Raw genomic sequence first — 25,532 nt, 5'->3', positions numbered from 1 at the left:
CCGGGGGCGGGCCCCGCACCCGCCCGCCGCACCGCCAGGAGGACGACGCCGCCGTGGCCGCCAGCACCCGTAACCGCGCGATCCGGACGCTCAGCGCCCTCGCCGTCCTCGTCGCTCTCCTCTTCGGCGGCATCGCCGCCGCCTGGCAGTGGAGCACCGCGGCGTGGACGCCGGGCCTCGGCCTCGACCTCGCCGGCGGTACCCGCGTCATCCTCACCCCCGTGCCGCAGGAGGGGCAGGAGGGGGAGATCACCTCCGACACCATCGACGACGCCATCGAGATCATCCGCCAGCGCGTGGACGGCAGCGGCATCGGTGAGGCCTCCATCAGCGCGCAGGGCGCCCAGAACATCCTCGTCGAGCTGCCGGGTGACCCGCAGGACCAGCAGGCGACGCTCGAGCTGATCCGCCAGTCCGCGCAGATGACCTTCCGGCCGGTGCTGGCCGTCGGCGCCCCCGGGCCGGTCGACCCCGAGACCGGCCTCCCGATCGACCCCGAGACGGGCGAGCCGGTCGAGGTCCCGGGCGACCTGCCCACGGACGGCGAGACGCTCGCCCCCGAGGACGGGGAGGGCCTGACCCCCAGCCCGGGGGAGGCGACTCCGACCGACCCGGGCACCGAGCCCGCGACGCAGCCGACGCCGGAGTCGACGCAGGGCAGCGTGGTCCCGTCCGCGCTGCGCGCCGCAGCCACCGAGCAAGCAGCCACCGAGGACGCTCCCGCCGAGGAGGCGCCGGCGCAGGACGTGCCCACCGAGGCGCCGCTCGCCCCACCCACGGACGCGCCCGGCGCCGGGACGCCGAGCGACCTGGCCGCCGTGACGCCGGAGGTCGCCGAGCAGTTCGCCGCCCTGGACTGCACCGACGCGGCCAACCGGGCTGGCGGCATCACGTCGAACCCGGACGAGCCGGTGGCGGCGTGTGACCAGGTCGGGCAGGCCAAGTACCTGCTGGGCCCCGTCGAGCTGACCGGCTCGGACCTCTCGGGGGCCTCCTCGGAGCCGGCCACCAACGACCAGGGCTTCCAGGTCGGCGGCTGGGTCGTCACCATGGACTTCACCTCCGCCGGCGGTGACACCTTCCAGGCGATCACCTCGCGGATCTCCCAGCTGCCGTCCCCGCAGAACCAGTTCGCGATCGTCCTCGACGGCCTCGTCATCTCGGCGCCCAGCGTGCAGAACCCCATCCCCGGCGGGCGGGCCCGCATCGACGACGGCGGCTCCGGGACGTTCACGCAGGAGTCGACGCAGGTCCTCGCCAACCAGCTGCGCTTCGGGTCGCTGCCGGTCTCCTTCGAGGTGCAGACCGAGGAGCAGATCTCGGCGACGCTCGGCACCGAGCAGCTGCAGAGCGCCATCGTCGCCGGCCTCATCGGCCTGGGCCTGGTCGTCGTGTACTCGCTGCTGCAGTACCGGGCGCTGGGCCTGGTGACGGTCGGCAGCCTCGCCATCGCCGCGGCCCTGTCCTACGGCGCCCTCACCCTGCTGTCGTGGACCAGCGGGTACCGGCTGAGCCTGCCGGGCGTGGCTGGCCTCATCATCGCCATCGGCGTGACGGCCGACTCCTTCATCGTCTACTTCGAGCGGGTCCGCGACGAGGTGCGGGAGGGGCGGCACGTCCACGCGGCCGTCCAGACCGGCTGGGCCCGGGCGCGCCGCACGATCATCATCAGCGACGTCGTGCAGCTGCTGGCGGCCGTCGTCCTCTACGTCCTGGCCGTCGGCGGCGTCCGGGGCTTCGCCTTCACGCTCGGCCTGACGACGCTCATCGACCTGCTGGTCGTCGTCATGTTCACCCACCCGGTGGTGACGCTCCTGACCCGCAGCCGCTTCTTCGGCACCGGCCACCCGCTGTCCGGCTTCGACCCGGAGAAGCTCGGGCAGACCGTGCGCTACGCCGGGCGCGCGCGGCTGCGCGGGCCGAGCAGCGGCCGCGAGCTGGTCGGGCCTGACGGCGCCGCCGGGGTGGACGACCGCCCGCCCGCCGAGGGGGCGCGCCGGCGTCGTCGCTCGGGCGAGGGCGCCGACGCGCCCGACCCGGCCCTGGCGGGCCAGCCCCGCCGTCTCACCATCGCCGAGCGGCGCGCCGCGCAGGAGCGCGAGCAGCGCGAGGCCGAGCAGGCGGCGCTGGCGGCCGACGACGGAGCGCGCGGGCCCGGGGACGAGCGACCGGTGCCGCACGGCGTCACCACCGTCAGCAGCCGCACCGACCGCGACGAGGAGGACTGAGCCGTGCCCAGCTTCGCCGCCTTCGGCAACGACCTGTACACCGGACGCCGGTCCTTCGACTTCGTGCACCGGTGGCGTCGGCTGCTGGCCGTCGCCGCCGTCGTCGTGCTGCTGTCCGTCGTGGCCCTCGCCGCCCGGGGCCTGAACCCCGGCATCGAGTTCACCGGGGGCTCGGAGTTCACGGTCTCCCAGGTGGCCGACCCGGTCGAGGAGCCGGCCCGTGAGGCCGTCGCGGAGGTCAACCCCGGGGCCCAGCCGCCGGCCGTCTCGATCGTCGGCGGCACGAGCGTGCGCGTGCAGACCGAGCAGCTGCCCGAGGCCGAGACCGGGGCCATCTCGGCCGCGCTGGCGGCCGCCTACGACGTCGACCCCGGCCAGGTGGCGTCCAGCTACGTCGGGCCGGTCTGGGGGGAGGCCATCACCCGGCAGGCCCTGCTGGGCATCGGGATCTTCCTGGTGCTGGTGGCCGGCGTCATCACCGTCTACTTCCGCGACGCCGCGATGGCGGGGGCGGCGATGGTGGCCCTCGTCCACGACCTCGTCGTGACGGCTGGGGTCTACGCCCTCGTCGGCTTCGAGGTGACGCCGGCGACGGTCATCGGCTTCCTCACCATCCTCGGCTTCTCGCTGTACGACACCGTCGTCGTCTTCGACAAGGTGCGCGAGCAGACCGACGGGGTGCTGGAGGGCAGCTCGCGCACCTACCTGGAGCAGGCGAACCTCGCCGTCAACCAGACCGTCGTGCGGTCCATCAACACCTCGGTCGTCGCGGTCCTGCCGATCGCGTCGATCCTCTTCATCGGGGCGCTGCTGCTCGGCGCCGGGACGTTGCGCGACGTCGCCCTCGCGCTCTTCGTCGGCACGCTGGCGGGGACGTACTCCTCGATCTTCGTGGCACCGGCCTTCCTCGGGCTCGTCAAGGGTCGGTCGCCGCTCGTGCGGGCCCACGACGAGCGGGTGCGCGAGGCCCGGCGCGAGCAGGCCGAGCTGGAGCGTGCGGAGGCCGAGGCCGCCGAGCAGGGAGCGGAGCTGTCCGCGTCGGGGGCGACGACGAGCGGTCCGGCGGAGGCGCCGAGCCCGGCGCGGGGGCAGCGTCAGCAGCCCCGGCGCGGCGAGCGCCATGGCTGAGGTCCCGCCCTCGACCGAGGTCCGCGCCGCTCTCGCGGGGCTCCTGCGGGTGGTCCCCGACCACCCCAGACCCGGTGTCGTCTTCCAGGACATCACCCCGTTGCTCGGGGACGCCGACGGCCTGCGCCGCACGGTCGAGGCCCTCGCGGCCCTGCTGCCGGGCGGCGTCGACCTCGTCGCGGGCGTCGAGGCCCGCGGCTTCGTCCTCGGGGCGGCCGTCGCGGTCGCCGCCGGGGTGGGCTTCGTCCCGGTCCGCAAGCCCGGCAAGCTGCCGAGCGAGGTGCTGACCGAGCGCTACGAGCTGGAGTACGGCTCCGACGTCGTCGAGATGCACGCCGACGCCGTGCCCGCGGGGGCACGTGTCGTCGTCCTCGACGACGTCCTGGCCACCGGCGGCACCGCCGCCGCGACCTGCCGGCTGGTCGAGCGAGCCGGTGGGGAGGTCGCCGGCGTCGTCGTGCTCGCCGAGATCGCCGGGCTCGGCGGGCGCGAGGCGCTGGCGGGCCGGCGCGTCGAGGCGCTGCTGCGGCCCTGAGCCTCGGGAGGTCGCCGGCGTCGACGTCCGGGACGGGGTCGAGGAGGCCGCAGGCCCCGGGCCCCGGGCTCCGGCTCCTCGCGCTCGTGCAGCTGCCTCGGCGACGCACGCAGGTGCGGCTGCGCCAGCGCCGTGCACGTCGCCCGGCAGGTCCGAGGCGCTCCTCGCCTCCCACCCCGCGGCCACGCACCCACCAGGGGCGGTGGGGACGGGGTCGACCTCGACGGCGGGTCTCCCGCCGTCCGGACACCGCCGTAGGCTTGCGGCAGCCATCAGCGACGTGCCGAGGCAGGTGAGGGGGAGCGGTGTCCGACGACGTGGCCCAGCGCCCCCCGGGGGCACCGGCCTCGCCGCTGCCCGGGCCGGGACCGGACGTGACCGACGTCCCCGTCCGCCTGGACGACGGCGCCGCGACCGGCCTGCGCGCCCGCCTGGCGCGGCTGGGCTCTCGCCCGTCCGCCACCTCGCCGGTGCTCGAGCCGCTGCTGCGCAGCCTGCGGTCCAACCACCCGAAGGCCGACACGGCGCTCGTCGAGCGGGCCTACGTCGTCGCCGAGAGGTGCCACCGGGGGCAGACGCGCAAGAGCGGTGACGCCTACATCACCCACCCCGTCGCCGTCACGACGATCCTCGCCGACCTCGGCATGACCGCCCCCACGCTGGCGGCCGCGCTGCTGCACGACACCGTCGAGGACACCGGCTACTCGCTGAAGAGCCTGACGGCCGACTTCGGCGACGAGGTCGCCATGCTCGTCGACGGCGTCACCAAGCTGGACAAGGTGCAGTACGGTGACGCCGCCCAGGCCGAGACCGTCCGCAAGATGGTCGTGGCGATGGCCCGCGACATCCGGGTGCTCGTCATCAAGCTCGCCGACCGCCTGCACAACGCGCGCACCTGGAAGTACGTCTCGGCCGCCTCGGCCGAGCGCAAGGCCCGCGAGACGCTGGAGATCTACGCGCCGCTGGCCCACCGGCTCGGGATGAACACCATCAAGTGGGAGCTGGAGGACCTGTCCTTCGCGACCCTCTACCCCGGGGTGTACGAGGAGATCGTCCGGCTCGTCGCGGCGCAGGCGCCGGCGCGCGACGAGTACCTCGCCGTGGTGCGCGAGCAGGTGGCCTCCGACCTGCGGCAGGCGAAGGTCCGCGCCACCGTCACCGGCCGGCCCAAGCACTACTACTCGGTCTACCAGAAGATGATCGTGCGGGGCCGCGAGTTCGCCGACATCTACGACCTCGTCGGGGTGCGCGTGCTCGTGGAGAGCGTCCGCGACTGCTACGCCGTCCTCGGTGCGCTGCACGCGCGCTGGACGCCCGTGCCGGGGCGCTTCAAGGACTACATCGCGATGCCCAAGTTCAACATGTACCAGTCGTTGCACACGACGGTCATCGGGCCCGAGGGCAAGCCGGTCGAGATCCAGATCCGCACCCACCAGATGCACCGCCGGGCCGAGCTGGGCGTCGCGGCGCACTGGAAGTACAAGGACGCCGGACGTAGCGGCGGCGACCCGGCCGACACCGGCGCCAAGGGCGCCACCGACGCGAACGACATGGCGTGGCTGCGCCAGCTCCTGGACTGGCAGCGCGAGACCGCCGACCCCGGTGAGTTCCTGGAGTCGTTGCGCTTCGAGATCAGCGCCGCCGAGGTGTACGTCTTCACGCCCAAGGGCGACGCCATCGCCCTGCCCGCGGGGTCGACTCCGGTGGACTTCGCCTACGCCGTCCACACCGACGTGGGCCACCGGACGATGGGCGCGCGCGTCAACGGCCGGCTCGTCCCGCTGGAGTCGGCGCTGGAGAACGGCGACGTCGTCGAGGTCTTCACCTCCAAGGTCGAGGGCGCGGGCCCCAGCCGGGACTGGATGACCTTCGTCAAGAGCCCTCGCGCGCGCAGCAAGATCAAGCAGTGGTTCTCCAAGGAGCGCCGCGAGGAGGCCATCGAGCAGGGCAAGGACGCCATCGGCAAGGCGATGCGCAAGCAGCACCTGCCGATCCAGCGGCTGATGTCCCACGACTCGCTCGTCGCGGTCGCCCGCGACCTGCACCACGTCGACGTCTCCGCGCTGTACGCGGCCGTGGGGGAGGGGCACGTCTCGGCGACGTCCGTCGTGCAGAAGCTCGTCACGGCTCTCGGCGGCGAGGGTGGAGCAGAAGAGGACCTTGCCGAGGCCGTCCTGCCTCCTACCCGGACGCCGGCGCGCCACCGCTCGGGGGACCCGGGCGTCGTCGTCAAGGGCGTCGACGACGTGTGGGTCAAGCTCGCCCGCTGCTGCACGCCCGTGCCGCGGGACCCGATCATGGGCTTCGTCACGCGGGGCCAGGGCGTGTCGGTGCACCGCCGCGACTGCGGGAACGCCGGTGGCCTGCTCGGTCAGCCCGAGCGCGTCGTCGAGGTCGAGTGGGCCGTCGGCGCCGACAGCCTCTTCCTCGTCCAGATCCAGGTGGAGGCGCTCGACCGGTCCGGCCTGCTCTCGGACATCACCCGGGTGCTGTCCGAGGACCACGTCAACATCCTCTCGGCGTCGGTCTCGACGACGCGCGACCGGGTGGCCATCTCCCGCTTCACCTTCGAGATGGGTGACCCCAGCCACCTCGACCACGTCCTGTCCGCCGTCCGTCGCGTCGACGGCGTCTTCGACGTCTACCGGGCCACCGCCCGTCGCGAGGAGCAGGTGGGGCGCTAGGAGGCCCCCGGCTGGCACGTGCTGCTCGGCGTGAGGTGCTCCTCCGCCCAGGCGAGCACGGCGAGGTCCTCGGCGTCCGCGGACGCCCGGAGGTCCGCGAGCGTGCGGGTCGGGCCGCTGACCGCGACGCCGCCCCGCTCGCAGCTGCCCGCCCGGGGGGCGGGCACACGACGGAGCCGGCAGCGGGCGGTCGAGCCACGAGGGCCGGTGCGCAGGGGGACGAGGAGGTCCACCCGGCGAGGGGGCACGGGGCAGCCGTGCACCCACGCCGCAGCGGCCAGCCCCACGACGGCGCCGGCGGGCAGGTGCGGGCGGGCGCCCGGGGCCGCCGGCCGCAGGGCGCCCTCGTCGGCCAGCCTGGCGACCAGCGCCGCCGCCCGGGCAGCGGGGTCGCCCACGAGGTCGGCCGCCACCCAGACCCGCGGCAGGACCTCGACCAGCTGCCCCTCGACGGCCATGGCGTGCAGGACCCCCAGCGGCGTCGTCGCCGGCGTCCAGACGGAGGACGGCGTGCCCGGCGGACCCACGAGCCGGTGCCCGACCGGCCGGGGACGAGGCAGGCGGCCGGTGACCTCGCGGCAGGAGTGGCGTCCTGCCATGGCCGCGAGGCGCTCGCACCGTGACGACGCGCGGCGCGCGCGGCAGCGGGACGTCCCTGGGGCCAGCTCAGGTCCAGGTGTCGCGACGGGGCAGGCGGTGGGCGGCGACGCCGGGGTCAGAAGCACGACAGGAGGGTGCCCCGCCGGCCGGGTCGAGCCCGCGGCCGACCACGCGTCTGTGGACGAGCGGGCTCGGCCGGCGCCTGTGGACGCCGTCAGCCGCGGAAGTCGGCGGCTGCCCGCTCCACCTGCTCCAGCCACGCCCGGCGCGCGTCCAGCGCCTCCTGCGCGCGGCGGACCGCCCGCTCGTCCCCGGCCGCCTGCGCGCTCGCCAGCTCGCCCTCCAGCTCCCCGATGCTGTCCTGCAGCTGGCCCAGCGCACCCTCCGCCCGGGCCCGCGCCTCGGGGTTGGTGCGCCGCCACCGGTCGGAGTCGGCGTCGCGGACCGCCTGCTCGACGGCGCGCATGCGCCTCTCCACCCGCTGCAGGTCGGCCCGGGGCACCCGGCCGGCGGCGTCCCAGCGGTCCTGGATCTCGCGCAGCGACGCCGCGGCCGCCCGCACGTCACGGACCGGCAGCAGCGCCTCGGCCTCGGCGAGCAGGGCCTCCTTGGCGGCGAGGTTCTCCTTCTCCCCGGCGTCCTGCTCGGCGTCCTTCGCGTCCCGCGCGCCGAAGAAGACGTCCTGCGCCGCCCGGAAGCGGGCCCACAGCGCGTCGTCGTCCTTGCGGGCCGCCCGGGGCGCCGCCTTCCACCGCTCCATGAGGCCGCGGTAGGCCGTCGTCGTCGGCCCCCAGTCGGTCGAGCCCTGCATCGCCTCCGCCTCGGCGATGAGGCCCTCCTTGACCTTCTTCGCCTCGCCGTGGCGGGCGTCCAGCTCGGCGAAGTGCTGCCGCCGGTGCCGCTCGAAACGGTTGCGCGCGTGCTTGAGCCGGCGCCAGAGCTCGTCCTCCTCGCCCTTGGGCAGTCGGGCCGTGCCGGCGGCCCGCTGCTGCTCGCGCCAGGTGTCGAAGAGCCCGCGCAGCCGCTCGCCAGAGGCCTTCCACTGCACCTGGGCGGGGTCGGCCTCCGCGAGGGCCTCCGCCTCCTCGACGAGCGCGACACGCTCGGCCCGCACGACGGTGCGGGCCTGCTCCCGGGCGATGTTGGCCTCGCGCTCCCGGTCGGTCACGCGGGCGCCGAGCCCCTCGACGCGCTCGCCCATCGCGGCGAGGTCGCCGACGGCGGTGGCGTCGGCGACCGCCCTCTCGACCTTCGCCAGCGCCGAGCGGAGCTCACCGACGGGCGCGTCGGGCACGGAGAGGCGCTGCTCCACGAGGTCGAGCTGGGCCACCAGGTCGGCGTAGCGACGCCCGAAGTAGGCCAGCGCCTCCTCGGCGGAGACGTCGGGGTAGGAGCCGACGACGCGCTCCCCGTCGGCCGTGCGCACGTGCACGACACCGTCCTCGCCGACCCGGCCCCACTCGGCGGTGTCGGCGGGCGCCTGCTCGGCGGTGACGGCCGGCGGTCCCGGCTGCTCGGCGCGTCGGCCGGGGCGGCCCCCCGGGCGCGGCGACGGAGCACCCGGGCGGGGGCCGGGTCGCGGTCCACCGGTCGACGACGCGGGCACGCTCGCCGGCGTCGGGCGGGGCCCACCCGGACGAGGGGCAGCGGGGCGAGGGGCACCGGGGGCCGGCGTCAGCGGGGCGGTCGAGCCGGGCGTGGCAGTCTCCGACGGCGTCGAGAAGTCCTCGGGTGCAGGTGCCTCGCCGGTGGCGGGTCCGGTGCTCGCGGCGTCCTCGGCGGGTGCGGTGTCGGCGGGCGCGGCGTCGTCGGCGGGCGCGGCGTCGTCGGCGGGCGCGGGCGCCTCGGTCGGGGGCTGGTCCGTCGCGGGCGCCGACGTCCCCACCACCGGCGTGTCGGAGTCAGCCTCGCGCTCGGGGGCGCGGTCGGGCTCGCTCACTGGGTGCTCACTCCCTCGATGGTGATGGGCCGGGCGGGTGCGACGCCGTCGGCGGCGTTGCCCCCGGCGGCGATCGTCTCGACGACGTCGAGGCCCTCCGTGACGGTGCCGAAGACGGTGTAGCCGCCGGCGGCGTCGGAGGGGATGACGGAGTCCTCGTAGACGAGGAAGAACTGGCTGCCGTTGCTGTCGCCGTCTCCGCCGACGCGCGCCATCGCGAGGGTCCCGGCGGGGTAGACGTCGTCGGCGGGGGCGTTCTCGACCGGGCCGAAGGAGTACCCGGGGCCGCCGCTGCCGGTCGCGGTCGGGTCGCCGCACTGCAGGACGTAGATGCCCGTGGTGACGAGGCGGTGGCAGATGGTGCCGCTGAAGAAGTTCTCCTCGGCGAGGAAGGCGAAGCTGGCGACGGCCTGCGGTGCGGCGTCGGGCAGCAGCTCCACGGTGATGTCGCCGCACGAGGTGGTGATGGTCGCCGACGTCGCCTGGCTCGACCCGGCCTCGGGGGCCGCCTCGAACTGCGCCGGCTCCAGGGTGGGCTGCGTGTCGGGCACCGGGCACGGGTTCGGCTCCGCGGTCGCGAAGCCGGTGTCGACGGGGGGCGGCGCCGCGGCCGGCTCGTCGTCCGTGACGACGACGGTGACGACGACCGCGACTGCGATCACGAGCGCCAGGACCACGCCCAGGACACCCACCACCCGGCGGCGGCGGTCGGCCGCGGCGGCCTGACGGCGCAGCTCCTCTGCTCGACGTCGTCGTGCGTCGTCGCGCTGGCTCGGCGCCACCGGTGGACCTCCTGCTCAGTGGTGACCGCGGAGCCGGAGCACCTCGTCGGCGCTCGCGCCGGGCACCAGCGTCGTGCGCGGGCGCCCAGGGCGACGTCGGCCCCGCGGCGGACGCGCGCGAGTCTATGCGCGCCAGGGCTCGCCGGGTCGTCAGCGGCTCGGGGAGCGCGTGCGCCACGGACGGCACCTCCGGACTGCGCGGCCGTCACCCCGGTCGGCCGACGGCGTGGCCACGACGCGCAGACCTCAGGGCTCGGCCGCGTCGGTAGGGTCGCCCGGTGCTGCTGAGGACCGTGCCCGCGCAGGTGCTGGGCACCAACACCAGCGTCCTCGCCGACCGCCCGGGCGAGCCGGGTGCACCGCGCGAGTGCCTGCTCGTCGACGTCGGCCTCGGCGTGGCCGACCGGCTGCTCGCCCTCGTCGAGGAGCTGCACCTGCGGCCGGTCGCCGTCCTCGTCACCCACGGGCACCTCGACCACGTCGGCGAGGCGGCCGACGTCGCCCGCGCCACCGGCGTCCCGGTCGTCGTCCACGCCGACGACGCCTACCGCCTGCAGGACCCGGTCGAGGGTCTCGGCCCGCAGCTGCGCGCCATGCTCGCCGCCTCCTACGGCGAGGTGCCCTGGGCGCCGCCCGACGACGTCCGCTGCCTCGCCGACGGTGACGAGGTGGTGGCCGGTGACCTGCGCGTGCGCGCCGTCCACGCCCCGGGCCACACCGAGGGGTCGACGCTCTACCTCGTCGAGGACGTCCCCGACGCGGCCTCCGTCGCGGCAGGAGGCCTCCCGCCCGGCACAGGTGCTCTGCCCGAGGGCGTCGCACGCACCGCCCTGACCGGCGACGTCCTGTTCGCCGGCTCGGTCGGGCGCACCGACCTGCCCGGCGGGGACGACGTCGCCATGGCCGCGACGCTGCGCGAGGTGGTCCTGGCGCTGCCCGACGACACCTTCGTCGTCCCCGGCCACGGCCCGGCCACGACGATGGCGGCCGAGCGCGCCAGCAACCCCTTCCTCGCGCGCGTGCGTTGAGCCGCCGTCTGGCGTGAGGCCCTCGCCGACGGCCCTACGGTGAGCGAGCCCCGACCCCGTCAGCAACGGAGCCCCCCATGGCCGCGCGCACCCCTCGCCCCCTCTCGGGCTTCCCCGAGCTGCTCCCCGGGGAACGGGTCGTCGAGGAGCACGTCCTCGACGTGCTGCGCGAGGTCTTCGAGCTCCACGGCTTCGTCGGGCTCGAGACGCGCGCCGTCGAGCCGCTGTCGGTGCTGCTGCGCAAGGGCGACATCGACAAGGAGGTCTACGCCGTCCGCCGGCTCGCGGAGGTCGCCGACGACGGCGCCGCGGCCCAGCCGTCGGACGACGTCCTGGCGCTGCACTACGACCTGACCGTGCCCTTCGCCCGGTACGTGCTGGAGAACGCCGGCAAGCTCGCCTTCCCGTTCCGCCGCTACCAGGTGCAGAAGGTGTGGCGGGGGGAGCGGCCGCAGGAGGGACGCTTCCGGGAGTTCCGCCAGGCCGACGTCGACGTCGTGGACGCCGGGTCGCTGGCGGCCCACCACGAGGCCGAGCTGCCGCTCGTCATGGCCGACGCCTTCGCCCGGCTGCCGCTGCCGCCCGTCGTCATGCAGGTGAACAACCGCCGCCTCGTCGAGGGCTTCTGCCGCGGCCTCGGCGTCGAGGACGCCGGCGTGGTCATGCGGGAGGTCGACAAGCTCGACAAGACCTCGCCCGAGCGGGTGCGTGCCGCGCTGGTCGAGGGCGCCGGGCTGGGGGAGCGGGAGGCCGACGCCTGCTTGCGGCTGGCCGGCATCCGCGGCGAGCGGGGTCTCGGCTTCGTCGAGGAGGTGCGGGCCATCGGCGTCCGCGACGAGCTGCTCGACCAGGGCCTGGACGAGCTGGCCGACGTCGTCGCCAGCACCCAGGCCGCCGGAGGTGCTGCCGGGGAGCGGTTCTCGGTCGTCGCGGACCTGTCGATCACCCGGGGGCTGGACTACTACACCGGCACGGTCTACGAGTCGCGGCTGAGCGGCTTCGAGCAGCTGGGGTCGATCTGCTCGGGCGGGCGCTACGACGCGCTCGCCGACGACGGCCGCACCACCTACCCCGGCGTCGGCCTCTCGCTGGGGGTGACGCGCCTGCTCGTGCCGCTGCTGCAGCGGGGTCTGCTGCGGGCCTCGCGCCCGACGCCGACCGCCGTCCTCGTCGCCGTCACCGACGAGGAGCACCGCGGCGCCTCGACCGCTGTCGCGACCGCGCTGCGCGCTCGCGGCGTCGCGACCGAGGTGGCGCCGTCGGCGGCGAAGTTCGGCAAGCAGATCCGCTACGCCGACCGCCGCTCGATCCCCTTCGTCTGGTTCCCCCCGCTGGACGGTGCGGCCGGCGGAGGGCACGAGGTCAAGGACATCCGCTCCGGCGACCAGGTACCCGCCGACCCCGCCACCTGGGCCCCGCCGGCCGACGACGCCCGCCCGGGCGTCACGTGGACCGGCGACGCGCCCGTCTGACGCGACGCACGTCGTCGCCGCAGGCCTCCTGCCTCTTGACGCCGTCCCGCACAGGTGTTCGACTGCGTCTCGTGAGGTGGCAGGCGCAGATGCTCGAGGCGGTCGACGACGGCGCCCTGCCCGGGCTGGCGGCGGCGAGCATCCCGGGGTTGCAGCGGAGCGTGCGGACGCCGGGGTTCGCGGGCGTCACCTTCCACGAGGTCCGGTGCCGCAGCGCCCTCAACGAGGTGCCGGCCGCGTCGGCCATGCCGTTCCGCTGGACGGTCAACCCTTACCGCGGCTGCAGCCACGCCTGCGTCTACTGCTTCGCGCGGGGCACGCACGCCTACCTCGACCTCGACACGGGCGAGGGCTTCGACCGCGAGGTCGTCGTCAAGACCAACGTCGCCGAGGTGGTGCGCCGCGAGGTCAGCCGTGCGTCGTGGCAGCGCGAGCACGTGGCGCTCGGCACGAGCACCGACCCCTACCAGCGCGCCGAGGGCCGGTACCGCCTCGTGCCCGGGGTGGTCGAGGCCCTCGCGCGCTCCGGGACGCCGTTCTCCGTCCTCACCAAGGGCACGCTGCTGGCCCGCGACCTGCCGCAGCTGAGCCGCGCCGCCGGCCACGTGCCGGTCGGCATCGGTGTCTCGCTGGCGATCTGGGACGACGAGCTGCACGCCGCCCTGGAGCCGGGCACGCCGTCGCCGCGCGCCCGCCTCGACCTCGTCCGTACCGTCCGCGACGCGGGGCTGCCGTGCGGCGTCTTCGTCGCCCCGGTGCTGCCGTGGCTCACCGACTCGGTCGAGCACCTGGACGAGGCCCTGGCGCGCGTGGCTCAGGCGGGCGCGACCGGCGTCACCGTGCTGCCGCTGCACCTGCGGCCCGGTGCCCGGGAGTGGTTCTTGGCCTGGCTGGAGAGCACGCACCCCCGGCTCGTGCCGCGGTACCACCGCCTGTACGGCCGCGGCGCCTACGTGCCGGCGCACTACCGCACGTGGCTCGCCGAGCGCCTGGCGCCGCTGCTGGCCCGGCACGGCCTCGACCGCCAGTCGGGAGGCGCAGCCCGCGACGGCGCGGTCGACGAGGAGAACGCCTTCCCTGACGGCAGCCTGCCGGCTCCGCTCGCTGCTCCCGCGACGGAGACGGCCCGTCCTGCGGCGACACCCGTGGGCCACCAGCTCGCGCTGCTCTGACGAGGCCGGCCCGTCCTACCCGTCCCGCCCCGGCGCCACCAGCGGTGGCGGGGCGGGCACGTCCTCGTCGAGCCCGCGGCGGCGTCGCCAGCGCCAGCGGACCCACTCTGCGGCGCGCTCGAGCGGGACGAAGGCGAGCAGCGTCACCAGGTGCGGCCAGAACGCGATGCTGATGGCGGCGTAGGTCGCGGCGTGGAAGAGGTACCAGGCGCCGACCACCCGCCGCTGCCAGCCCACGGCGAGGACGAAGATCACCGGCGAGAGCAGCTCGGCCGTGAACAGGCCCCACTGCGCCGCGACGAGCAGGGCCGGGTAGTCGAGCATCCACTCCGAGAACCAGGTGCCGCGGCGGACGACGGCGCGGGCGACCGTCGCGCTGTTGACCCACTCCCAGCCGCCGAAGCGCACCTTGGCGATCGCGGCGAGGAAGTACGTCGAGATGGCGGCGAGCTGGGCGGCCCGCAGGGCGAAGCCGGCGGCCTGCGACCGCCGGTCGTCGCGCAGGCGGGCCTGCCCGACGGTCGGCAGCACCAGCAAGACCGTGAGCAGGCCGGCGCGGTCGTGGTCGACCTTGCCGTAGGAGAAGGCGATGTACTGGAACCACGCCCAGCACACGACGGTCGCCCAGCCGAGGAGACGCGGCGCCCGTCCGGTCATCGCCAGGAGGGCGAGGACGACGGAGCCCCAGCGCGTCAGCTCGGCCAGCAGCACGGTGGCCGCGGGAAGACCGAGGACCTGCCCGACGACGAGCGGCTGGTACCAGACCGGGTCGGCGGCACCGTGGAAGCGGCCCGTGGAGTGCAGCACGAGGACGTCGAGCACGACGAAGGCGTAGACCGCCAGACGCAACCAGGCCACCCGCGCCAGCGGCGCCTCCCAGAACAGCCACGCGGCCGGTCGCTGCCACCACGCGAGGTGCCCCCGCTCGACCGCGGAGAGGGTGGCGGGTCTGCCGGTGGAGCTCATGATCCGACCACCTGCCCGCCGTCCTCGACCGTCCAGACGACGAGCGGGGTGTCGACCGTGGCGTCCCGGTCCGGGCTGCCGCCGACCATCGGCGTCGAGCGCCGGACGAGCCGGACGCCGTCCCAGCGCTCGTCCTCGGGCTGCAGGGTCGCGTGGGCGTCGGCGAGCGTCGCCAGCACCCCGGGGTCGGACTGCAGGAGCGGCCAGCGGCCCTCGAGCTCGGCCCGGTTGAGCCCGAGCGTCCAGAGGTTGATGGGCACCTCCCGCCAGCCCGGCTCGGACGCCGTCGTCACCTCGACGACGAAGACGCGCACCGAGCCGCTGGGTGAGCTCGAGGTCGAGTACATCCGCAGGGGACCGACGGGCCACCAGTGGTCGTCCCCGACCAGGCTGCCGGCGACGAAGCAGGCGGCGAGGACGCTCGCGGCCAGGGCGCGCCAGCTCCGCGCGGCGCGGCCCAGGACCAGGGTCCTCGGCGAGCCGTCGGTCACCGCACCCGTGGTCACGCGGCCGGAGGTGCTCGGGGGCACGGCACTCCTCGTCGAGTCGGTGGCGGGCGGGCGGTGCTCGCCCTGGCGCCGGCAGGCTACGTGGCCGCAGGCACGCCAGCGGCGAGGTCGGCTCCGTGCGACGTCCCGACCCTGACCCGCGGGCGACGTCCTGCGGCGACGTCTCGCGGCGACCGGGTGAAGCCGTCGCCACCGGGCGACGTCATCGCCGGGTGATGCCGACGAGAGGTGATGACTGCTGGCGGGCGAAAGGGGCGACGATGACCCGACGACGTCCATCTGGGTGGGCAGCAGTGCCGGTGACGGCGCTGCTCGCGTGCGCGCTGGGCTGCTCCGACCCGGCTGGTCAGGCGGCGTGCGAGACCGTGCGGGCCGACGTGGACCGACGGGTCCTCGCGGCGGAGGGGATCGCCGGCGACGCCGTCGAGATGGCCCTCGCCGCAGCAGGAGAGGGGGACGGCCTCACGGCCGACGAGCGCGAGAGGTACGACGGGCTGGTCCTGGCCTCCGCGCTCGCCCAGCTGGAGCCCTCCGCCCTCGTCGCGACCGACGAGCAGGGCTGCTGGTCCGCCGAGGACCGAGAGCTGGCCATGGCGCGTCTCGTCTCCCTGGCGCAGGACGCCCAGCGGCACGCGCCGGAGGACCTGCCCCGGGCGGCGCCCTGAGAGCACCGCCCCGAGCGCAGCCTCAAGCGGGGTCAGCGCACGCCGCGCGGCCGCAGCTGCACGCTGACGCGCGGGCCGACCGGCTTCGAGGTCTTGGGAACGGCGTGCTCCCACGTCCGCTGGCACGAGCCGCCCATGACGAGCAGGTCGCCGTGGCCGACGGGCACCCTTAACGCCGTCGGGCCGCCGCCACGGGGCCGCAGCACGAGGGGGCGCGGCGCGCCGAGGGAGATGATCGCCACGACGGTGTCCTCCCGGCCCGCCCGTCCGACCCGGTCGCCGTGCCAGGCCACGCCGTCCCGGCCGTCGCGGTAGAGGCACAGGCCCGCGGTCACGAGCGGCTCGCCCAGCACAGGCCGGTAGTGCGCCGACAGCGCCTCGCGGGCCTCCGCCAGCACCGGGTGCGGCAGCAGCGCGCCCTCGCCGTAGAAGCACAGCAGCCGCGGGACGTCGACCTCCCGCTCGTACATCGTCCGTCGCTCGGCGCGCCACGGGACGTCGGCGACCAGGTGCTCGAACAGGCTCTGCGAGGGGTGGACCCATCCGGGCCGCACGTCCACCCAGGCCCCGCGGGACAGCTCGTGGCGCGTCAGGCCGTCGGTCAGCGGGCCGAGCACCGGGCGCCCGCCCGAGGGCGGCTGGTCGGGAGCAGCCGCGGGCGCGCCCAGGTCGTCCAGCAACGAGGGCTGCGTCGTCATCACCACGCAGGCAGGCTACCCGCACACCTCGAACACGTGTACGGGCAGCCCGGGCCTGGGTGCGTCGAGGTCTCTGCTCAGCCCTCGGCGGGCAGGTCGTACGTCGCGACGAGCGTCGCCCGCGCGAGGGTGTGGAAGAAGAGGTTGAAGCCGAGCTGCGCCGGCGGGACGTCGGCCTCCAGCCCGAGGCTCTCGACGTCGACGGCGTGGACGACGAACCAGTAGTGGTGCGTGCGGTGCCCCGGCGGGGGAGCGGCGCCGACGAACCCGGCGAAGCCGCCGTCGTTGCGCAGCGTCAGCGCCCCCTCGGGCAGACCTCCGTCCGAGGCGCCCTGCGCCAGCGACGTCGTCGAGACGGGCAGGTCGGCGACGGCCCAGTGCCAGAAGCCGGAGGCCGTCGGCGCGTCGGGGTCGAAGGCGGTGACGGCGAAGCTCTTGGTGCCCTCGGGCGCCCCGGACCACGACAGGTGCGGCGAGAGGTCCTGCCCTCCGTCGACGCCCATGGCGCCGCTGGCGTGCACGTCGGCCAGGCGCTGGCCCTCGGCGACGTCGTCGCTGCTCAGCGTGAAGGAGGGCACCTGGGGCAGGTGCTCGTAGGGGTCGATCAGGCCGCGGTCGCTCACGGGAGTCCTCTCCTCGGTCGGTCGCCGGCGTCCGTGACGTCGACGCCGGCGAGCAGTCCAGCCATCCTCGGTCGGCCACCTCGCCGCCGCACGGCGGGGACGCAGCCGTGGGTGTCGGCCGCCGTCGGCCCTCGCCCGTAGCATCGCCCGCGCGTGACGGCAGGCGTTCGGCAGCCGGACCGCGCTGCCGAGACCGACCCGAGAGGACCCCCAGTGCTGCGCACCCACGAGGCCGGCGCCCTGCGCGTCGAGCACGCCTCCGTCGACGACGACACGACCGCGGGTCTCGAGGTCACCCTCGCGGGCTGGGTCGCGCGACGCCGAGACCACGGGGGCGTGGCCTTCCTGGACCTGCGGGACGCCTCGGGGGTCGCCCAGGTCGTCGTCCGCGACGAGCTGCTGGACTCCTCCGGCGCCCACGACCTGCGCAGCGAGTACGTCGTCCAGGTGACCGGCCAGGTGCGTCGTCGGCCCGAGGGCAACGAGAACCCCGACCTGCCGACGGGCGACGTCGAGGTGGTCGCCAGCGAGCTCACGGTGCTGTCGGCGGCGGCGGCGCTGCCCTTCCCGGTCGAGGCGTCGGGGTCGGGCGAGGTGGGCGAGGAGGTGCGCCTCAAGCACCGCTACCTCGACCTGCGCCGGTCCGGGCCCGCCGCGGCGCTGCGGCTGCGCAGCGCCGTCAACCGGGCCGCGCGCGGTGTCCTGGACGGGCACGGCTTCACCGAGGTGGAGACGCCGACGCTCACGCGCTCGACGCCGGAGGGTGCGCGCGACTTCCTCGTGCCCGCGCGGCTGCAGCCCGGCTCCTGGTACGCGCTGCCGCAGAGCCCGCAGCTGTTCAAGCAGCTGCTCATGGTGGGCGGGGTGGAGCGCTACTACCAGATCGCCCGGTGCTACCGGGACGAGGACTTCCGCGCCGACCGGCAGCCGGAGTTCACCCAGCTCGACGTCGAGATGAGCTTCGTCGACGCCGCCGACGTCATGGCGCTCACCGAGGAGCTGCTGGCGGCGCTGTGGCGCCTCGTCGACCACGACGTCCAGGGGCCGATCCCGCGGCTGACCTACGCCGACGCGATGGCGCGCTTCGGCAGCGACAAGCCCGACCTGCGCTTCGGGCAGGAGCTCGTCGACTGCACGGAGTACTTCTCGGCGACGCCCTTCCGGGTCTTCCAGGCCGAGTACGTCGGGGCCGTCGTCATGCCGGGCGGGGCGTCGCAGCCGCGCAAGAAGCTGGACGCCTGGCAGGACTGGGCCAAGCAGCGCGGGCACCGAGGCCTCGCCTACGTCCTCGTCGGGGACGACGGCGAGCTCGGGGGGCCGGTCGCCAAGAACCTCACCGAGGGCGAGCGCGCCGGGCTGGCCGCGCACGTCGGTGCGAGCCCGGGTGACTGCATCTTCTTCGCCGCCGGCGCCCCGGCCTCGGCGCGCAGCCTGCTGGGCGCGGCGCGCCTGGAGGTCGGCACCCGGTGCGGGCTCGTCGACGAGAGCGCCTGGTCCTTCGTGTGGGTGGTCGACGCCCCCCTCTTCGAGCCGGCCGCGGCGGCGACGGCGTCGGGCGACGTCGCCGTGGGCAGCGGGGCGTGGACGGCCGTGCACCACGCCTTCACGGCGCCGACGCCGGAGTGGGCCGACCGCTTCGAGGAGGACCCCGGCGCCGCGCTGTCCCAGGCCTACGACATCGTCTGCAACGGCAACGAGATCGGTGGCGGCTCGGTCCGCATCCACTCCCGCGAGATGCAGGAGCGGGTCTTCGCCGTCATGGGCCTGCCCGAGGAGGACGCGCGGGCGAAGTTCGGCTTCCTGCTCGACGCCTTCGCCTACGGCGCCCCGCCGCACGGCGGCATCGCCTTCGGGTGGGACCGCATCTGCGCGCTGCTCGCGGGGGCCGACTCGATCCGCGAGGTCATCGCCTTCCCCAAGAGCGGCGGCGGCTACGACCCGCTGACGGCGGCGCCGGCGCCCATCACCGCGGCGCAGCGCAAGGAGGCCGGCGTGGACGCGACCCCGCCGCCCGGCCCCGGCGAGCCGCCGACGGCGCCGGAGGGCGGCGGCACGTCGTGAGCCTGCTGCTGCGCCCGGAGACGCCGGCGGACGAGGAGGCCGTCTCCGCCGTCGTCACGGCGGCCTTCACCGCCGCCGGGGCCGAGACCGGCCCCGAGGCCGCCTTCGTCCGCGAGCTGCGGCGCGACCCGGGGGCCCACATGGCCCGGTACAGCCTCGTGGCGATGGACGGCGTCATCGTCGTCGGGCACGTCCTCGCCAGCCGCATCCGTGTCGGCCAGGGGCCGGCGCTGGCGCTGGCGCCCTTGTCGGTGCTGCCGTCGCGCCAGCGGTCGGGCGTCGGCACCCAGCTCGTCGAGCGGGTGCTCAGCGAGGCGGCCACGGCCGGGGAGACGCTCGTGCTCGTGCTCGGCGACCCGGCCTTCTACGGCCGCTTCGGCTTCGAGACGGCCAGCGAGGTCGGGATCATGGGCCCCTACCGGGGGCCGAGCTTCATGGCCCGGCGGCTCGCGGCGGACGCCCCCGTCGGCGAGGCCGTGTACTCACCGGTCTTCCAGCGGCTGGAGGCCGGGCTGCTCTGAGCAGCCCCCGCCGGTGTGGTCCCGGACCACGGCACCACCAGCCACCTCCGCGACAGGTGACCTTGTCGCGAGGCTGCGAGGTCGCGCGGCCGCACCGAGACCGTGGAGGACGGGCAGAGGTCCGCAGCGCGCCCGGCGTCGCCGGCTCGTAGCGTCGTCGCCATGAGCGAGCAGAGCAGCACGCGGCCGTCGCGGCCCGTCCGGGTCGGGGTGCAGATCCAGCCGCAGCACGCCGACTACGCGCAGATCCGGCGTGCTGTCGCCGCGGCCGAGGAGGCCGGCGTCGACGTCGTCATGAACTGGGACCACTTCTTCCCGCTCTACGGCGAGCCCGACGGCAAGCACTTCGAGTGCTGGACGATGCTCGGCGCCTGGGCGGAGGCGACCGAGCGCGTCGAGATCGGTGCCCTCGTCAGCTGCAACTCCTACCGCAACCCCGACCTGCTCGCCGACATGGCCCGCACCGTCGACCACATGAGCGACGGGCGCCTGATCCTCGGCATCGGCGCCGGGTGGTTCGAGCGGGACTACGCCGAGTACGGGTACGAGTTCGGCACGGCGGGCCGCCGGATCGGCGACCTCGGCGAGGCCCTGCCGCGGGTCGAGGCGCGCTGGGCCAGGCTCAACCCGGCGCCCGTCCGCGACATCCCGGTGATGGTCGGTGGCAGCGGGGAGAAGAAGACGCTGCCGCTGGTCGCGCGGCACGCCGACATCTGGCACGGCTTCGGCGACGCCGACGAGCTGCGCCGCAAGGCCGGTGTCCTCGACGGCTACTGCCGCGACATCGGCCGCGACCCCGGGGAGATCGAGCGCTCCGCCGGCTCGCAGGAGGGGCCGGACGCCGTCGGCGAGGCACTGCTGGAGGCAGGGGTCACGCTGCTCACCATCGGCACGGACGGTCCCGACTTCGACCTCGGTCTCGTGCGGGACTGGCTCGCCTTCCGCGACGACCACAACGCCTGACCGCCGCGTCGACGACCTCGTCCTCGCGCCCACCGGGTGAGAGAAGGTCCCGCTCAGACCCGCCCGGCGGTGCGGCTGCTCAGGTAGTCGCTGACGACGTACTCGCCGAGGCGGTCGGTCGACGGCGCCAGCACCCGGCCACCGTTGCGACGGGCGAGGGCGTCGACGAACCGGCGCAGGCCGGGGTCGTCGCCGAGGACGAAGGTGTTGATCGGCGTGCGCATCCGGGTCAGCGCGTCGACCTCGTGGACGGTCGCCTCGACGGTCTCGGGCAGCGTCGGCCACCAGAAGACCGCCTCGCCGCCCTCCAGGTGCGCCGTCGGCTCGCCGTCGGTGACGACGAGGACGACCGGCTCGAGCCCCGGGTGCCGTGCGACGTGACGGCGCGCCAGGGCCAGAGCGTGCTGGAGGTTCGTGCCCTGCATGCCTGACGGCTCCACGGCGGCGAGCTCCCCCGCGCTCAGCACCTCCGCCGTCCGGCCGAAGCCGATGATCTCCAGCTGGTCGGCGGGGAAGCGGGTCGCGATGAGGTGGCTGAGCGCCAGCGCCGTCTGCTTCATCGGCGCCCAGCGGTCCTCGGCGACCATCGAGAAGGACAGGTCGACGCAGAGCGCCACTGCCGCCCCGGTGCGACGTTCGGTCTCGACGACGGCGAAGTCCTCGACCTCCAGCGTAACGGTGCCGCCCGGCGCGGCGCCGGACCCGGCCGTCCGCAGCACCGCCCGCTGGACGGTCCGGACGGCGTCCAGCGGCTGCTCGTCGCCGAACTGCCAGTCCCGCCAGCTGCCGGTCGCCTCGCCCGCCGCGCCGGCGGAGCGCTCGTCGTGCCCGCCGCGCCGCCCGCCGCGCATGGAGGAGAAGACGGCGGCCAGCGCGCTCTCACCGAGGCGCCGCAGCGCCTTCGGCGTCAACGACAACGCGTCCGCGCCGTCGGGGGAGAGCCACCCCTGGCGACGCAGCTCCCCGTCCAGCTGCTGCAGCGCGCGGACGTCGGCGGCGGCACCCGCTCCGAGCTGGCGCTCGACGGCCTCGACGTCGACGTCGTCCAGGCTCGCGCCCGGGTAGTCCTGCCCCAGCGCCTGCGACAGCGCGTCCAGGTCCGACAGCTCGGCGAGCGCGTCGGTGCCCTCGCCGACCGACATCGGGTCCCCGCCGGTGAAGCGCTCGCGCGAGCGTCGGTCCAGACCCGGTCGCAGCGCGCGCAGGGCGTCGGAGAGAGCGGCCATCTCCGCCTCCAGCCCGGCGTCACCGAGCGCGTCGGCCATGAGGTCGGACAGCTCGGCGCGCTGCTGCGGCGACAGCGACGAGAGCATCCGGTCCATCGCCGCCTGCCGGCGCGCCAGCTCGTCGACCAGCTCCTCGACGTCGCCCGGCGGGTCGTCGCCGAAGGCCTCGCCGTGACGCGCCATGAACTGCTCGAACTGCTCGGTGGTGTCCTCGCCCCGGGCGTGCGCGGCCAGCAGGGCGTTGAGGTCGGCGAGCATGTCCTTCATCTGCTGCATCGCCTGCGCCGCCTGCGCGCGGGCGCCCTCGGCGTCGCCGCCCTGCTCGGCGGCCCGTCGGGCCTCGCGGGCCGCGGCCAGGGCGTCGCGCAGGCCCGCGAACTGGGCCCCGAGGACGTCGTCGCGCAGCTGCTCGCGGACCTGGCGGTACATCGCCTCGGCGGCGGGGCTGCGCCACTCGTCGTCCTCGAGCTCGCGGACGGCCTCGGCGGTGTCGCGCGGCAGGTCGTCCAGGCGCTGCTCGCGCTCGCGGGCGGCGTCGTCGTCGTCCATCGCGAGGGCCTCGCGCTCGGCGGCGAGGGCCTCGGCGAGCTGCTCGCGGGCCCGCTGGAGGGGCCCGGCGAGGTCCCCGGACCGTCGCAGCTCCTTCTGCCGGCGGGCGGCGCGGGCGGCGAGGTCGCGCAGGCCCGTGCGTCCGTCCTCCCCGCGGCGCAGCAGGTCCCGCAGCGCCTCGCGGACGCTGCGCCCCTCCATGACGTCGCGCCCGAGCGCGTCGACGGCGGAGCGGACGTCGAGCGGACCGGCCAGCGGGTCCGGGCCGCCGGCCCAGGCGCCGTAGGAGAAGCGGGCCATGCTGGTCTCCTCGGGGAGAGAACGGATCAGGCGGAGGCTGGGTCAGCCGCCGTAGAGGGTGCGGGCGCCGCCGGGGGCGTCGACGACCTCCTTGCCGAGGCGCCGCAGCAGGTGCAGCCCCTCCAGGACCAGCTCGACCGCCGAGGCTGCCTGCGCCGCACTCGGCTCGGCGCCGAAGCCGAAGGCGTCCAGCACCTGGGCGAGCCCGGGTACCGGCCCGAGGGAGGCGAGCACGTCGGCGGCCGGCACGAGCTCGCCGGTCTCGACCGTGCCGCCCTGGGCGACGACGTCCGTGAAGCCGGAGAGGTCCAGCCCGCGGGTCCGGCGCCGGAAGACCTCCGCCACGGCGGTGCGGCGCAGGTGCTCCAGGACGTCGTGCTCGCGGCCCTCCTCGCCGGACTCGAACTCGACCTTGCCGCGCAGCGTCGTCACGACGGAGGCCGTGTCGCCGACCCGCGCGACGGCCGGCTGCTCGCCGACGAGCGCCGAGCGGCGCAGGGCCGCAGCGGCCGTCGTCTCCGCCGCGGCGACGGCGAAGCGGGCCGAGACGCCCGAGCGCTGGTCGACGGCCGAGGACTCCCGCACCGCCCGGGTGAAGCGCACGAGCACCTCGGCGAGGACGTCGGGCAGCTCGGCGACGAGCGCCGCCTCCTGGCGCACGAGCGCCACCTCGGCGTCGACGTCGGTCGGGTAGTGCGTGCGGACCTCGGCGCCGAAGCGGTCCTTCAGCGGGGTGATGATGCGCCCGCGGTTGGTGTAGTCCTCGGGGTTGGCCGTCGCGACGACGAGCAGGTCCAGCGGCAGCCGCAGCGTGTACCCGCGGACCTGGATGTCCCTCTCCTCGAGCACGTTCAGGAGGGAGACCTGGATCCGCTCGGCGAGGTCGGGCAGCTCGTTGAGCACGAAGATGCCGCGGTGGGCGCGGGGGACGAGCCCGAAGTGGATGGTCTCGGGGTCCCCGAGGCTGCGTCCCTGGGCGACCTTGACGGGGTCGACGTCGCCGACGAGGTCCCCGACGCTCGTGTCCGGGGTCGCGAGCTTCTCGGTGTACCGCGAGGAGCGGTGCAGCCACCCGACCTCGAGGTCGTCGCCGTGCTCGGCCGCGAGAGCCCGGGCGCCGGCCGAGACGGGCGCGTACGGGTGGTCGTGCAGCTCGCTGCCGGCGACCACGGGCGTCCACTCGTCGAGCAGGCCGACGAGCGTGCGGGCCAGCCGGGTCTTGCCCTGGCCGCGCTCGCCGAGCAGGACGAGGTCGTGGCCGGCGAGCAGGGCCCGCTCCACCTCGGGCAGCACGGTGTCGTCGTAGCCGACGACGCCGGGGAACCGCTCGCCCGTCGTCCGGCCGGCGCGCATGGCGTCCAGGAGGTTCTCGCGCATCTCCTCGCGCACGCCGCGCAGCACGTGACCGCTCGCGCGCAGGGCGCCCAGGGTCGAGGGCAGGTCGGGCGGCGGGACGGGGGACAGCAGCAGCTCGGTGGCGTCGAGCGGGGCGGCGATGCCCGCGGGGGCGGAGGGGGTCGGCTCGGCCGGAGGTGTCACCTCACGACGGTACGTCCGCCCCCTGCCGGCCGGCGCGGCGGTGGGCGGACGCGGGTCTCGCACCCCTCCGCCGGAGAAAGGCCACGAAGTACGCCTCAGGGGTCGCCTCTGGCGGAGAAAGGCTACGAAGTACGCCTCAGGGGTCGCCTCCGGCGGAGAGAGGCTACGAAGTCCGGGGGAGGGGGCGGACGAGGCGCGAGGAGAAGCGGTGGGAGCAGGTCCACCCCAGGCGGGCGTAGAGGCGGCGGGCGACGTCGTTGTCGGCGTACATGCCCAGCGTCACGACCGGGTTCTCCCGCAGCAGGCGCCGGGTGAGCGCGGCCGTCACCGCGGCACCCAGCCCGCGGCCGCGGTGGGCGGGGTGGGTGGCGACGGCGGCCAGGTGCGGCGCGGCGCCGCCGTCGTCGGACGTGCTCGCGACGCACGCGAGCACGTCCCGGCCGTCACGGACACCCATCCACGACCGCACCTGGGGATCGCCCGGCTGCGCCGAGGAGCGGGGGCTCGCCGCGGCGACGAGTGCGCGCACCGCGTCGGCGTCCGCGCCGGGCCGCTCGCGCGTCTCGACGTCGAGGACGACGACGTCCGCCTCGCCCGGGAGAGGCTCCGCCGGGGCGGCGTCGGTCCAGGACCAGTCCCAGTCGTCGCCGCCGACGAGGCGCTGGCGCCACACGGGGTCGGTCGCGGCGAGCAGGTCGGGCGTCCCGCGCGGGAGCGTGACGACCTCGGGCGCCGCCTCGTCGAGCACCGCCCTGACGAGCGTGACGGCGTCCTCGGCCGGGCCGACCGCGACGAGCGAGCGGCCCCGGCGCCGGTCGGCGAGCACGGCCACGCCCCGACCGGCCGCCCACGCCCGGTGCACCGACGCCGGTGACAGCTGCCAGCGCAGGAAGAGGTCGGGCCCCGCGTCGTCGCCGGCCGACGCGGCCAGGTGCGCGAGGTCGGGTGGCAGGTCCCGGACGACGGGTTCGGTCGACGTCCTCAGGGGTCGTGCCGGCACGCCTGGATGCTGCCACCCGTCCGCCGGTGACTCCTGCTCTCGCGGACGACGACCCGCCGATCGGCTCAGGTCGACCCGTCCGGTCGCTCGTCCTCCGTGCCGAGGCGCCGCTCGAGCGCCTCGACCCGGGCACGCAGCGCATCGACGTCCTGGTCCAGCCGCACGGACGTGTGCTGGCCGACGCCGTACCGGGACGTGCCCTTCGCGCCATGCAGCGGCTCTTCGCCGGAGGGGTGCACGAGGCCCAGCCACACCAGAAAACGCCGCCCGGGGGAGTCCTCACCCATGTGGCGAGCGTAGGCCTCGGCGACGGTCGCGCGGCGCGGTGACCGCCGCGCCCGGCG

At 75.6% G+C, this 25,532-nt stretch carries 22 protein-coding genes; 11 read left to right on the top strand and 11 right to left on the bottom strand.

From position 1 onward, the window contains the following. Positions 1 to 53: 53 nt before the first annotated feature. The 4 genes from secD to WDV86_RS15245 all read left to right on the top strand — a co-directional run bounded on the left by secD (position 54) and on the right by WDV86_RS15245 (position 6,575). Complete coding sequence (gene secD, locus WDV86_RS15260; protein WP_339568493.1) at positions 54 to 2,228, top strand: protein translocase subunit SecD; 2,175 nt, start codon at positions 54 to 56, stop codon at positions 2,226 to 2,228. A 3-nt stretch (positions 2,229 to 2,231) separates the two neighbouring features. Further along, positions 2,232 to 3,356: a protein translocase subunit SecF gene (gene secF / locus WDV86_RS15255; RefSeq protein ID WP_339568492.1), complete on the top strand. Its 1,125-nt coding sequence runs from the start codon at positions 2,232 to 2,234 to the stop codon at positions 3,354 to 3,356. Beyond that, on the top strand, positions 3,349 to 3,891 hold the full coding sequence (locus WDV86_RS15250) for an adenine phosphoribosyltransferase (protein ID WP_339568491.1): 543 nt from the start codon (positions 3,349 to 3,351) through the stop codon (positions 3,889 to 3,891). Before secF ends, WDV86_RS15250 begins: the two co-directional genes overlap by 8 nt. 374 nt (positions 3,892 to 4,265) lie before the next feature. Continuing rightward, positions 4,266 to 6,575 (top strand): RelA/SpoT family protein, encoded by a 2,310-nt coding sequence (locus WDV86_RS15245; RefSeq protein ID WP_445263117.1) that lies wholly within the window; start codon positions 4,266 to 4,268, stop codon positions 6,573 to 6,575. On the opposite strand, the gene WDV86_RS15240 is transcribed toward WDV86_RS15245, so the two are convergent. The 3 genes from WDV86_RS15240 to WDV86_RS15230 all read right to left on the bottom strand — a co-directional run bounded on the left by WDV86_RS15240 (position 6,572) and on the right by WDV86_RS15230 (position 9,896). Then, on the bottom strand, positions 6,572 to 7,174 hold the full coding sequence (locus tag WDV86_RS15240) for a type IV toxin-antitoxin system AbiEi family antitoxin (RefSeq protein ID WP_339568489.1): 603 nt from the start codon (positions 7,172 to 7,174) through the stop codon (positions 6,572 to 6,574). The genes WDV86_RS15245 and WDV86_RS15240 overlap by 4 nt on opposite strands. A 215-nt stretch (positions 7,175 to 7,389) precedes the next feature. Next, positions 7,390 to 9,114 (bottom strand): DUF349 domain-containing protein, encoded by a 1,725-nt coding sequence (locus tag WDV86_RS15235; protein ID WP_339568488.1) that lies wholly within the window; start codon positions 9,112 to 9,114, stop codon positions 7,390 to 7,392. Then, a complete protein-coding gene (locus WDV86_RS15230) occupies positions 9,111 to 9,896 on the bottom strand; it encodes a peptidylprolyl isomerase (protein WP_339568487.1) in 786 nt (261 codons plus the stop codon). The genes WDV86_RS15235 and WDV86_RS15230 overlap by 4 nt, the downstream gene beginning before the upstream one ends. Before the next feature lie 278 nt (positions 9,897 to 10,174). Here WDV86_RS15230 and WDV86_RS15225 point away from each other — a divergent pair, with 278 nt between their 5' ends. The 3 genes from WDV86_RS15225 (at position 10,175) to WDV86_RS15215 (ending at position 13,568) form a co-directional block, all read left to right on the top strand. Then, complete coding sequence (locus WDV86_RS15225; protein ID WP_339568486.1) at positions 10,175 to 10,924, top strand: MBL fold metallo-hydrolase; 750 nt, start codon at positions 10,175 to 10,177, stop codon at positions 10,922 to 10,924. A 77-nt stretch (positions 10,925 to 11,001) separates the two neighbouring features. Then, the gene (gene hisS / locus WDV86_RS15220) at positions 11,002 to 12,396 is read left to right on the top strand and encodes a histidine--tRNA ligase (RefSeq protein WP_339568485.1); all 1,395 of its coding nucleotides are present in this window, start codon (positions 11,002 to 11,004) and stop codon (positions 12,394 to 12,396) included. Positions 12,397 to 12,467: 71 nt separating this feature from the next. Then, a complete protein-coding gene (locus WDV86_RS15215; RefSeq protein ID WP_339568484.1) occupies positions 12,468 to 13,568 on the top strand; it encodes an Rv2578c family radical SAM protein in 1,101 nt (366 codons plus the stop codon). Between the two features lie 15 nt (positions 13,569 to 13,583). On the opposite strand, the gene WDV86_RS15210 is transcribed toward WDV86_RS15215, so the two are convergent. Both WDV86_RS15210 and WDV86_RS15205 read right to left on the bottom strand, forming a co-directional pair. Then, positions 13,584 to 14,534 carry a hypothetical protein gene (locus WDV86_RS15210; RefSeq protein WP_339568483.1) on the bottom strand — a complete coding sequence of 317 codons (951 nt, stop codon included), beginning with the start codon at positions 14,532 to 14,534 and terminating at the stop codon, positions 13,584 to 13,586. After that, positions 14,531 to 15,064, bottom strand: a complete 534-nt coding sequence (locus WDV86_RS15205) for a hypothetical protein (protein ID WP_339568482.1) — start codon at positions 15,062 to 15,064, stop codon at positions 14,531 to 14,533. The genes WDV86_RS15210 and WDV86_RS15205 overlap by 4 nt, the downstream gene beginning before the upstream one ends. A gap of 278 nt (positions 15,065 to 15,342) precedes the next feature. On the opposite strand from WDV86_RS15205, the gene WDV86_RS15200 reads away from it, so the two are divergent. Then, complete coding sequence (locus WDV86_RS15200) at positions 15,343 to 15,708, top strand: hypothetical protein (protein ID WP_339568481.1); 366 nt, start codon at positions 15,343 to 15,345, stop codon at positions 15,706 to 15,708. A gap of 32 nt (positions 15,709 to 15,740) precedes the next feature. Here the strand turns inward: WDV86_RS15200 and WDV86_RS15195 are convergent, their stop codons facing one another. Both WDV86_RS15195 and WDV86_RS15190 read right to left on the bottom strand, forming a co-directional pair. Further along, positions 15,741 to 16,406, bottom strand: coding sequence for an alpha-ketoglutarate-dependent dioxygenase AlkB (locus WDV86_RS15195; RefSeq protein ID WP_339568581.1), 666 nt, complete (start codon positions 16,404 to 16,406; stop codon positions 15,741 to 15,743). A 77-nt stretch (positions 16,407 to 16,483) separates the two neighbouring features. Continuing rightward, positions 16,484 to 17,029: a YbhB/YbcL family Raf kinase inhibitor-like protein gene (locus tag WDV86_RS15190; RefSeq protein ID WP_339568480.1), complete on the bottom strand. Its 546-nt coding sequence runs from the start codon at positions 17,027 to 17,029 to the stop codon at positions 16,484 to 16,486. Positions 17,030 to 17,242: 213 nt separating this feature from the next. Between WDV86_RS15190 and aspS the strand changes: the two genes are divergently transcribed. The 3 genes from aspS (at position 17,243) to WDV86_RS15175 (ending at position 20,574) form a co-directional block, all read left to right on the top strand. Then, complete coding sequence (gene aspS / locus WDV86_RS15185) at positions 17,243 to 19,090, top strand: aspartate--tRNA ligase (RefSeq protein WP_339568479.1); 1,848 nt, start codon at positions 17,243 to 17,245, stop codon at positions 19,088 to 19,090. Further along, entirely contained in the window at positions 19,087 to 19,611 is a 525-nt protein-coding gene (locus tag WDV86_RS15180; protein WP_339568478.1) for a GNAT family N-acetyltransferase, read from the top strand. The genes aspS and WDV86_RS15180 overlap by 4 nt, the downstream gene beginning before the upstream one ends. Positions 19,612 to 19,773: 162 nt before the next feature. Then, positions 19,774 to 20,574 carry an LLM class F420-dependent oxidoreductase gene (locus WDV86_RS15175; protein ID WP_339568477.1) on the top strand — a complete coding sequence of 267 codons (801 nt, stop codon included), beginning with the start codon at positions 19,774 to 19,776 and terminating at the stop codon, positions 20,572 to 20,574. A gap of 53 nt (positions 20,575 to 20,627) precedes the next feature. On the opposite strand, the gene WDV86_RS15170 is transcribed toward WDV86_RS15175, so the two are convergent. From WDV86_RS15170 to WDV86_RS15155, 4 genes are all read right to left on the bottom strand, one after another. Beyond that, entirely contained in the window at positions 20,628 to 22,649 is a 2,022-nt protein-coding gene (locus tag WDV86_RS15170) for a VWA domain-containing protein (protein ID WP_339568476.1), read from the bottom strand. A gap of 42 nt (positions 22,650 to 22,691) precedes the next feature. Continuing rightward, positions 22,692 to 24,146 carry an ATP-binding protein gene (locus WDV86_RS15165; RefSeq protein ID WP_445263116.1) on the bottom strand — a complete coding sequence of 485 codons (1,455 nt, stop codon included), beginning with the start codon at positions 24,144 to 24,146 and terminating at the stop codon, positions 22,692 to 22,694. 205 nt (positions 24,147 to 24,351) lie between these two features. Beyond that, on the bottom strand, positions 24,352 to 25,188 hold the full coding sequence (locus WDV86_RS15160) for a GNAT family N-acetyltransferase (RefSeq protein ID WP_339568474.1): 837 nt from the start codon (positions 25,186 to 25,188) through the stop codon (positions 24,352 to 24,354). A gap of 65 nt (positions 25,189 to 25,253) precedes the next feature. After that, positions 25,254 to 25,475, bottom strand: coding sequence for a hypothetical protein (locus tag WDV86_RS15155; RefSeq protein ID WP_339568473.1), 222 nt, complete (start codon positions 25,473 to 25,475; stop codon positions 25,254 to 25,256). Between the last annotated feature and the right edge of the window lie 57 nt (positions 25,476 to 25,532).

Source organism: Pseudokineococcus sp. 1T1Z-3 (genome assembly GCF_037482365.1).
In the GTDB taxonomy this organism is placed as follows: Bacteria; Actinomycetota; Actinomycetes; order Actinomycetales; family Quadrisphaeraceae; genus Pseudokineococcus.
The sequence above is the reverse complement of the archived record's forward strand: the minus strand, read 5'-3'. Positions and strand labels throughout refer to the sequence as shown.